Source organism: Streptomyces sp. NH27 (assembly GCF_056859195.1).
In genome coordinates this window covers 1-9,326 of record NZ_JACEGK010000312.1, presented here as the reverse complement: position 1 = coordinate 9,326, position 9,326 = coordinate 1, and the positions used below count along the sequence as shown (strand labels likewise).

The window sequence follows — 9,326 nt, the reverse complement described above, 5'->3', positions numbered from 1 at the left end:
GCACTTCGCCCCGCCGACCACGTCGACGGGGCGAAGCGACCGGGCCCGGATCGACCAGCAGCGCCCGGCTGCGGTGGGGCCCTTCGATGTCGTGCGGTGCGGCGGCCGGTCAGCGTGCGCCGGCGAGCGCCGGGGCGGACCAGACGTCGACCACGATCTGCTGGTGCTTCGGGCGGGCCGCCGACGTGCCGTCCGCGTAGTTCTGGTCGACCTGTGCCGCCTCGGCCGCGTCCGGCACGGCGTCGGTGCACGAAGTGCCGGGGCCGTGGCCGGACATGAGCTCCGAGCACGGGCCGCTGTAGTCGTCGAGCAGTCCGAGGATGTGCCCGGTCTCGTGCGCCGCGATCCGGGTCACGTCGTAGCCCTCGTCCACCGCTTCCTGGCCGAGCTCCACCTCGCCGCTGCCACCCGGGAATATCGGCCCCAGCGTCGTCTCGGGCCAGCCGTCCGTCGCCACGTAGACGTAGTCGGCCGCGCCGGGCGAACTCGCGGGCACCAGGCGCACGTTGTGCACCGCGTCGTTCCAGTTCTGCACTCCCTGCGTGATCGCGCTCGCCCACTGCCCCGCCTGGCTGGCGTCGTAGGTCAGCGTGACCACCGCGGTGGTCGTCTTCGGCGCGGACTGCGCCGCAGCGACACCGCACGTCGTGCCCAACATGGCCGGGATCAGCGCCGCCACGGCGACTATTCGCTTGATCATGAGACTCGTGCGCCTCCTTGGCATCAGTTGCACCAGAAGCAACAAGGGCACCACGCGAGCGACGGCCTCCACAAGTACCCGGCTGCCAGCAGTTACCGAATAGACCTCCGCTCGGCCGGAGTCGACCGCCGGTGAACCTGTGCAACCTGTCGCCGGGACGGGAAGCTTCTGTCACCGTTTCGTGAAACTCCGCCGAAAGAATGGTGACTGCCCGATACACCTGATGTGCAAGCGACTTGAGGTTCAACATGCCGATCAGCCAGCGACGTAGCGTCGTTGCCGCCGCCGTTCTCGCCGCGGCCTGCGCTCTCACGCTCTCCGCGTGCGGGTCGTCCGACGACGGAACATCGCACGCCTCGGCGTCGAACTCGGCGTCGGACTCGGCGTCGAACTCCGCCGGCCAGACGGACGCGCCCGGCAACGCGACCACGAGCGCGCCCGCCACCAACGACGGCAGCAACAGCAGCAACGGCAGCGACTCCGGGCAGAGCAACACGGCCAAGGGCAAGGGGAAGGCGCCTGCGGACGCGCCCGCCGGCAAGTCGTCGGGGACGCCGCGGTGCCACACCTCGGACCTGAAGCTCTCGTTCGAGACGGGCGGGGACGCGGCTCCCGACGTGACCTCGAGTGACCAGCAGACCGCCGGGATCTCGGTACACAACGGCAGCGGCCACACCTGCCTGGTCGGGGGCTTCCCGGGCCTGGACCTCAACGGCGGCTCCACGAAGTGGGCGTTGACCCGCAGCAGCGGCCACTACAGCGCGATCACGCTCAACCCCGGCGACGACACCGACTTCCAGATCACCTTCCTGCCCGAGCCCAAGGGCAAGTGGACCCCGCAGTCGGTGACCGTGACGCCCCCCAACGAGACCACCAGCGTGACGATGTCGTGGCCGTGGGGCCCGGTCCTGCTGCAGGACGGCGCGACGCACCCCGGCACCTTCGTCGGCCCGATCGGCTGAACCGGCTGAATCGGCTGCATCGGCTGCGCGAGGTTCTCACGCCGCCGGTTCAGGGTCACGGCAGGGGACGAGCCCTGCCGAGGCCGAGCACCAGCATGGTGAACGGGCCGAGCGGGCCGGTGAGTTCGGCGGAACGTGCGCCGCCGGCGGCTTCCGTGGCCGACGGGTGGCTGTCGTACGCGCCGCCGTACCCGCCGCCGGCGGATGCGGCGGCGAGCACCGCGTCGTCCGCGTGGACATGGGCCATCACGTCCTGCTCGGCGGGCTCCTCCACCCTTACGGGGTCGGCGAGTTGGGGCTCGGCGAAGCCTTCGGGTTCGAGTTCGGGGGCCGCGACCGCGCCGATCTTGCGTACCGCCGCCCGCAGCCGGGGACTTGCGGCCAGCACGATCAGGGGTACGACCATCGGCGCCGCCAGCACCACGGACGCGGTCAACGGCCCCTGGGCGGCGATGAGGAAGCCGGTGAGGCCGGGCCCGATCCACGCGATGCTGATGGCGAGCAGGGTGACCGCGCCGCCGACCCGGCCCTGGAGATGGGTCGGGGCCTCCACGCTGATCGTCAGCCCCACCAGGGAGCCGACCGACGGCAGCGAGAACACCACCAGGCCGACGGCCACCGCGCTGATCAACTCGTCGCCCGTGGACGCGCACGGCATCATCAGCAGCCACGCCACCGACGCCGCGGCGACGATCGTGGTCGGCTTCAGCCGCTTCAGAATCCATCCCGCGCACAGGCCGCCGGCGATGCCGCCGATGCCCGCCGCGGTCAGCACCAGACCGGCGGAGACCGGGTGTTCACCGTCGTGCGAGACGCCGAACGCGGCCAGCAACTCGATGGAGCGGCCGAGCAGGTTGACGTACGCGGCGAAGGCGACCAGCACCACCAGGCCGCTGCGGCGGAACACCCAGCCGAAGCCCAGCGTCAGTTCCGTGGCCGTGTTGCGCAACGGGTGCACCGCCTCGGCGTCCGGACCCGAGCCGGTTCGCCGGCGCGGGCGCGGGATGTGCTGGTAGGCGACGCGCGTCACCAGCACCAGCGACAGCAGGTAGGAGCAGCCGTCGGCGACGAACGCCATCGGCGCCCCGACCGCGAGCAGCAGACCGCCGAGCGGCGGGCCGACCGCGATGGCGATGTTGCTGCGGACGATGTTCCGGGTGATCGCCTCACGGCGCCGCTCCAACGGCACCGCCTGGCGCAGCACACCGGACTCGGCCGGGCCGAACACCGAGGAGAACAGCGCGATCGTCGCCGCCGAGCCGACCGCCACGATCGTGGTGAGGTTCCCGGTGGCGAGCGCGCACGCGAGCAGCAGCGCGACGGCCGCCCGCCCGGCGTCGCACAGCAGCATCAGCGCCTTGCGGTTGTACGTGTCCGCGATCAGGCCGCTGGGCAGCTTCGCCAGGAGTTGGGCGATGCCGACGACGGTCGCGACCAGCGCCGCGTCCACGGCGGAGCGGGTCGCCGCCAGTACCGCCAGCGGCAGCGCCAGCGACGTCATCTCGCTGGCCACGTCGGACAGCGCCTGGCTGACCCAGATCAGGGTGAAACTGCGGTTGATCACGTCATGCCCCCGGGGCGCGAGCCGGATCGTCTGAACGTCGGACAGCGGATCGGACAGCGGATCGGACAGCAGGTCGGACAGCAGGTCGGACGCGTGATCCGGTGGTCGGATCAGGTGGCCGGACAGGCACTCGGATCAGGCGGCCCGATGGGACGGTCGGATGGGACGGTCGGATCAGGCACTCGAATCAGGCGTCGGACCGGCGCTTCGCGACGTACAGGCCCTTGGTGTGCGCGTCCTCGTCCACGCCGTCGGAGAGCGAACCGTCGCGTTCCAGGCCGTGGGCGGCCAGCAGGTCGAGGCCGGCGGCGTCCAGCGCGTCGGCGAACTCCTGTCGGCTGTGGTGCCGTTGGAGGTGCTCGACGCGTTCGCGGCGCCATGACTCCGGCTGCCCGGGGATGCTGCGGAAGGCGTTCATGACCATGCGGAACCGCTTCGGGTCGTCCTCGCGGGTCAGGAAGCGCCCGCTCATGGTGGCGTACAGGCCGTCGTACTCGTAGACGTGCGTGGACGTCATCAGTTCGTACCCGCGGCTCGTGTTGGCGTCGAAGACGAGTACGCCGCCGGGCCGCATCACACCGCCGATGCTCGCCAGCGCCTCGGTCAAGTGCGCCTTGTCCGCAAGGTAGTTGGCGATGTCGCTCATGCACAGCACCACGTCGTACGTGCCGCTCGCGGTGAACGGCAGTCGCAGGTCGTGGACATGGAACTCGATGCCGGTGTCCGCGTACTTGTCGCGGGCGATGCCGATCATCCCGGCGCTGATGTCCACGCCCACGGGGTCGAAGCCGCGCTCGGCGAAGGCGACGGTGCTGCGGCCGGTGCCGCAGCCGGCGTCCAGCAGCCTGTTCCCCGGCGGGTCCGCGCGTTTGATCAGCGTCTCCAGGATGTTCCCGAAGACGGTGTAGTCGTCGCCCTGGGACAGCAGGTCGTAGAAGGGGGCGGTGGCGTCGTAGGCGACGGCGGCATGGTCGGTGGGGATGGTGGCGGTCACGGGCGCTCCTCGGTCCGGCGGGACGGGGCGGGTTGCGGTTTGTGGGCTACGGGTTGCGGGCTGCGGGTTGCCCGTTGCGGGTTGCGGTTTGCGGGCTGCGGCGTACGAGTCGGCGGCCCATGCGTCGGCCCACGAACGTGCCTGGCACAGCGACGACTTGCCGCCACACGGTCGTACGGCCATACCGGCTAAGGGCGTTGGTGCTGCGCGAAGGGGCCGGCGGGCCGGGGCGGCAGGCGGGGTCAGCGGGCGGCCTCCTCGATCTCCTGGGCCGCCGCCGTGGCGCTCTGGGCGTGGGTCAGCGCGGCTCCGAGTGTCCGCGCCGCGGCGCGCAGCCGGGTGTCGCCGACCGCGCGGCTCAACGCGTCGCCGGGCGCCGGGTACACGGGCAGTTCCGCCGCGACCCCGGCGCGCAGGCACGCGGCGCCGAGCAGCCGTTGCTCACCGCCGTTCGGCCGCAGCAGCAACGGCCGTGCGTGCAGCAGCGCGCCGAGCACCGGAGCGCTGGTCCCGTTGCTGACCACGGCCTCGGCCCGCTCCAGCAGATCGCCCATCCTCGGCCGGCGGACCGTGACGACGTCGGACCCGGGCGCGGGCGCACGCGCGTCGGTACGGGCCAGCTCCACGACGGCCTGGTGGCCGGTGCCGGTGAAGGCGGCGTCGATCCACCGCCACAGGCTCTCGCCGCCGAAGGTGCGCCCCAAGTGGACGTAGACCAGAGGCTTTCCCACCCGGTCGATGCGCTCGGCGAGGGCATCGTCCGCGGCGGGCGGCAGGTCGTCGGCGGAGGGTGCGTCGTCCGCGGCGGACGGCTCCCACCACAGCGGGCCGACGTGCCGTACGCCCTGCGGCAGCACCGCTCCGGGCTGTTCGAGGCCGGGGTGCCCGCGCAGCAGGAACGCCCGGCCGAGCAACTGCCGTGCCGGATCGGCGGGTTCCGGAGTCCGCAGGCCCAGCAGTTCGCGCAGCGCCTGGTGGTGCTTGAGGGTCTCCGCCAGCCGCCAACGGCGGTCCTGTGCACCGGAGTTGGCGGCGTCGCCGGCCTGCGCCGGATCCGCGTACGGCCACAGGTGGCAGGTCAGGCCGAGGACGACCGCGGGCAGGTCCAGGACTTCGGCAGCCAGCAGCGCGCCGGGACACAGCACGGAGGTCACCACGACGTCGGGCCGCAGCGCCCGCGCCGCGTCCCGCACGACGCGGTACTGGGACTCGCCGTCGCGGAACCAGCGGCTCACGTCGAAGGCGTACGGTTCGCGCTCCGTCACCGGGTCGAGCACCGCGATCCCGGCGGCGGCAGCCGCTCTTCCCGCCGCACCCGTGGCGAACAGCGTCACGTCGTGCCCGCGCCGGTGCAGCTCCAGCGCCGCGGCCGTCGCCGGGTACAGGAAGCCGCCGCTGCTCTGCGGGCACAGCAGGACTTTCACGAGCCGGTCACCGCCAAGGACCCGGGCGCGGACCGTGCCGCTGCCCCGGCGGTTGCCCCGGCAGTTGCTCCGGCAGTTGGTGCGTCCGCTGCTTCGGCCTGCGCGGCCGGCCGGCGCCGGCGGTCGCGCAGCATCTCCAGCAGCCCTACCGTCAGCGCGTCGTCAAATGCCTTGGACTGCACGGCCGTTGTGGCGCTCACCGCGAACTCGCCGCAGCTCACCCAGCGGTCGGCCGGGTACTCCCGGTAGCCGTCGTCCACGCTGCCGACTTCGTAGCCCGGCTTGCCGATCGTCTCCCAGCAGCTGTACAGGGTGCCGTCGGCGTTGATCACCGCGCCGGTGCCGCCGTCGCGTTCGCCGCAGAAGCCGCAGGCGCTGCCGCCCGGCCAGCCCACGGTGAACCCGAGTTCCAGCGCGTCGGCGTAGGCGCGCAGCAGCACCTCGACGTCGTCGGCCGAGCGCTTCATCACCGGATCGAACATGCCCTCGTAGTTGAGCACCGGCGCGATGTCGAAGTTGCAGCGCGCCGGGTCCAGCCGGTCCGCCAAGTCGGCGACGAGGCCGCCGAGCAACGGCAGCCCCTCGGCAGTGGTGTTGAGGCGCAGCGACAGCCGCAGGCCGGTGCTCTCCTGCACGGAGGCGCAGTTGTCCAGCACCTTGTCGAAAGTGCCGCGCCCGGAACGGGTGAAGCGTGTGCCGTCGTGCAGCTCGCGCGGCCCGTCCAGGGTGATCTGCACCGAACGCAGCCCGGCCGCCTCCAGTCGTCGGGCCGTCCTGGGCGTCAGCAGCACCCCGTTGCTGACCATGGAGGCGGTCAGCGGGGCCAACCGGGAGAGCCGGGTGAGCAGTTCGGTGCAGCCCCAGCGGTTGAGCAGCGGCTCGCCGCCGAACAGCAGCACGAACAGCCGGTCGAGTCCCGTGGCGCGCAGGCGGGGTTCGGTGAAGGCCACGATCTTGTCGATCATCGGGCCGTCGAGCACTTCGCGCGGGATGCGTGGCGGGTCGAAGCGGCCGGGCCGGGCGGCCTCGGTGTTCTGGAAGCAGTACGGACAGCCGAGGTTGCAGGCGGTCGAGGTGACCACGGTGAGGCTGTAGCGGCTGGCCGGCTTGGGCTGCTCGACGCCGTGCCGCACCAACTCGGCGCGTCCTTCGGCGGTCAGCCGCCCGTCTTCGTGCAGCCGCTTCGGCATGAGCACGGTGGAGCCGGGACCGAGGTACCAGACACCGGACTTTCCTTCGAGGACTCTCATCGTTCGCCGTGGGCTTCCTGTCGAGGGGCTTGACGGGCGGGGCTGACGGGCGGGACGAAGGTCCCGGACGAGGGGCCCGAACGGGGAGGGCCCCGGACCGGGCGCGCGGCCTCGCGGCGGCACTCCCGATCCGGGCCCTACGGGGACCGGTGCGTCAACGGCGGTGCGTCGACGGCGGTGCGGGCGCGCCGGCGCCCGCTCCCCTGTGGCTCAGGCGTTTTCCTTGTCGTACACGCCGCAGATGACGCCGTCCGACGGCACCTGCTCGGCGGAGTGGCCCTCCACGTCGTTGCCCGCGAACGCGGCCGCGGCCTCCTTGTCGTACACGCCACAGATGACCTCGACGCCCTCGAACTTCTCGGCCCCACTAGACATGAATTCCTCCAGGGAAGTAAAGGTTCTTCCGGGGTGCTGGGCGCCCCCGATTTCCGAGATTACGACAGCCCCATCGGGGTGTCAATAACTCGATTCCACTTGTGCTTCGCCGCGCTTTCCGAGTTCTCACCGAAAAACGGCAAGAGGTATTACAACTCCGCACGACCTACCCATTGATGATGAGGCGAAGTTTCCCAGCCGGACGGAAAATACGCAGGCCAGCGCCCTGTCTAAGCATTCTCGTCGGGCGATTTGACGCCTTTAGCGGAGATCTTCCGCGGCCTCTTCCGATTCATCGGACGGAGCAGCTTCGATGTCCGCGGAATGCGCTTCGACGTCCATCAGGACGACGGGTTCCATATACAGCGGGCACAGCGCGGACGACATACTGTCGAACCGTTCCGGATCATCCTGCATGAATTCCTCCTCGTATGCGTGGGGTGCGTGGAGGTGCATGTACGAATCGCGGTCCTACGGTGTCGGGTCCCGGTCCGGACCCACGTCGATATCCGGATCCGAGCCCGGGCCCAAGTCCGGGTCCAAGTCCGGGTCCAAGTCCGGGTCCAAGTCCAGGCCCGGGATCAAGTCCATCTCCGGATCGAGGAGTTCGGCGAGCGCGTCGAGCAGGGCCCGGCCGGCGTCGGCGCGGCGGCCGGTGGCTGCGGCGAGGGCGGCCCTGATCCGGTCGAGGGGTTCGGCGGCGGAGCGGGGTGCCGTGGCAGGACCCGTGTCCGTACCGGCCTCCGTTCGCCCCGTGCCGGGCCACGTACGACGGTGGCTCAGCAGCAGCGCCAGCGCGGCCGTGCTCTGGTGGGCGAGTTCGGAGAGCAGGTCCATGGCGTCCAGGTCGCCGACGCCGTCGGTCTTCGGGTCCAGCACTTCGAGCACCCCGATGATCTCGCCCGCGTGCTCCATCGGGACCGCCATCAGGACGTCGGGCACCAGGCCCGTACTGAGCGCGAAGTCGCGGTCGAACCGGTCGTCGTCGGCGACGCCGCGGACGATCACGGTCTCGCCCGTGGCCGCCACCCAGCCCGCGATGCCGTGCCCCGCGGGGATCGCCGTACCCACCAACCGGTCCTCGCCCACGCCCGAGGACGCCTCGAAGACCAGGACGCCCTGGTCCTCGTCGCGCAGGAAGACCGATGCCGCGGCGGCGGAGAAGGACAACCGGGCCAGCCGTACCGTCGACCGCAGGATCTCGTCGCACGACTGCGACCACTCCGAGGAACGGGCCGCGGAACCGACCCCCGAACCGACCGAGGAACCGGCCACGGAACCGGTGCCGTTGCGCGCCGAGGAACGGGCCGAGGAACCGTCCGGGGATCGTTCCGGTCGCTGCGAACCGCTCATCGCTCGCTCCTCCTCAGATTCCCCGCGGTGGCGGTCAGGACGTGGCGCAACTCGGCGGTGCGGAAGCCGGGATGGCGCTCCAGGATGCGTGCGCACAGGCCCGTCACGTGCGGGGCGGCGAAGCTGTTCCCGGACACCACCCGCTTGCCGCCACCCGGCCACGCCGCCTCGACGGCCACGCCCCGCGCGAAGAGGTCGACCGGCGGGTCCGGGTTGGCCTCCACGTACTCCGGGTCCGGCTCGCCGTGCGCGCCCACGGACAGCACCGACGGGAAGCGCCACGGATAGCTGTCCACCGGGCTGTTGTGCGCGGCCGACACCAGCGTCACGCCCGCGAAGTACGCCGCGTCCGCCAGGTCGTGCAACCGCTCCTTGTGCTCCTCGCGGCGCGTGGACAGGCTGACGTTGACAACGGCGAACCGCCGTTCCACCGCCCATTCCAGCGCCCGCACCAGCGCCTCGCCGCTCCCCCGCAGACCTGCCCCGAGAATGCGTACGCTGGTCAGCTCGCACTCCGGTGCCAGCGACCGGATGATGCCCGCGCAGGCCGTACCGTGGCCGGCCAAATCACCGGCCACGTCCGGGACCACGTCCCAACGCGCCCCCGAATCAGGCGAGTCGGGCTCGGCCGCGTACAACTCGGCGCTGCCGCCGATCGCCGGATGCGAGCTGTCCACGCCGCTGTCGATCACGCACACCCGCAC

At 71.5% G+C, this 9,326-nt stretch carries 10 protein-coding genes; 1 reads left to right on the top strand and 9 read right to left on the bottom strand.

Annotated elements, in window-relative coordinates:
• Window positions 1-109 precede the first annotated feature (109 nt).
• On the bottom strand, window positions 110-700 hold the full coding sequence (locus AC13HU_RS23620; protein WP_483043945.1) for a snapalysin family zinc-dependent metalloprotease: 591 nt from the start codon (window positions 698-700) through the stop codon (window positions 110-112).
• 248 nt (window positions 701-948) lie between these two features.
• On the opposite strand from AC13HU_RS23620, the gene AC13HU_RS23615 reads away from it, so the two are divergent.
• A complete protein-coding gene (locus AC13HU_RS23615; RefSeq protein ID WP_483043944.1) occupies window positions 949-1,662 on the top strand; it encodes a DUF4232 domain-containing protein in 714 nt (237 codons plus the stop codon).
• A 55-nt stretch (window positions 1,663-1,717) separates the two neighbouring features.
• On the opposite strand, the gene AC13HU_RS23610 is transcribed toward AC13HU_RS23615, so the two are convergent.
• The 8 genes from AC13HU_RS23610 to AC13HU_RS23575 all read right to left on the bottom strand — a co-directional run.
• Window positions 1,718-3,226, bottom strand: a complete 1,509-nt coding sequence (locus tag AC13HU_RS23610) for an MFS transporter (RefSeq protein ID WP_483043943.1) — start codon at window positions 3,224-3,226, stop codon at window positions 1,718-1,720.
• Window positions 3,227-3,413: 187 nt separating this feature from the next.
• The gene (locus AC13HU_RS23605; RefSeq protein ID WP_483043942.1) at window positions 3,414-4,220 is read right to left on the bottom strand and encodes a class I SAM-dependent DNA methyltransferase; all 807 of its coding nucleotides are present in this window, start codon (window positions 4,218-4,220) and stop codon (window positions 3,414-3,416) included.
• Between the two features lie 242 nt (window positions 4,221-4,462).
• The gene (locus AC13HU_RS23600) at window positions 4,463-5,644 is read right to left on the bottom strand and encodes a glycosyltransferase (protein WP_483043941.1); all 1,182 of its coding nucleotides are present in this window, start codon (window positions 5,642-5,644) and stop codon (window positions 4,463-4,465) included.
• The gene (locus tag AC13HU_RS23595) at window positions 5,641-6,894 is read right to left on the bottom strand and encodes a radical SAM protein (protein ID WP_483043940.1); all 1,254 of its coding nucleotides are present in this window, start codon (window positions 6,892-6,894) and stop codon (window positions 5,641-5,643) included. The genes AC13HU_RS23600 and AC13HU_RS23595 overlap by 4 nt, the downstream gene beginning before the upstream one ends.
• Window positions 6,895-7,104: 210 nt before the next feature.
• Entirely contained in the window at window positions 7,105-7,269 is a 165-nt protein-coding gene (locus AC13HU_RS23590) for a hypothetical protein (RefSeq protein WP_483043939.1), read from the bottom strand.
• 261 nt (window positions 7,270-7,530) lie between these two features.
• Window positions 7,531-7,686 (bottom strand): hypothetical protein, encoded by a 156-nt coding sequence (locus AC13HU_RS23585; RefSeq protein WP_483043938.1) that lies wholly within the window; start codon window positions 7,684-7,686, stop codon window positions 7,531-7,533.
• A 54-nt stretch (window positions 7,687-7,740) separates the two neighbouring features.
• Window positions 7,741-8,622, bottom strand: a complete 882-nt coding sequence (locus AC13HU_RS23580) for a GAF domain-containing protein (RefSeq protein WP_483043937.1) — start codon at window positions 8,620-8,622, stop codon at window positions 7,741-7,743.
• Window positions 8,619-9,326, bottom strand: a 708-nt coding sequence (locus AC13HU_RS23575) for a S8 family serine peptidase (RefSeq protein ID WP_483043936.1), incomplete at its 5' end; no start/stop codon positions are given. The genes AC13HU_RS23580 and AC13HU_RS23575, both read right to left, overlap by 4 nt.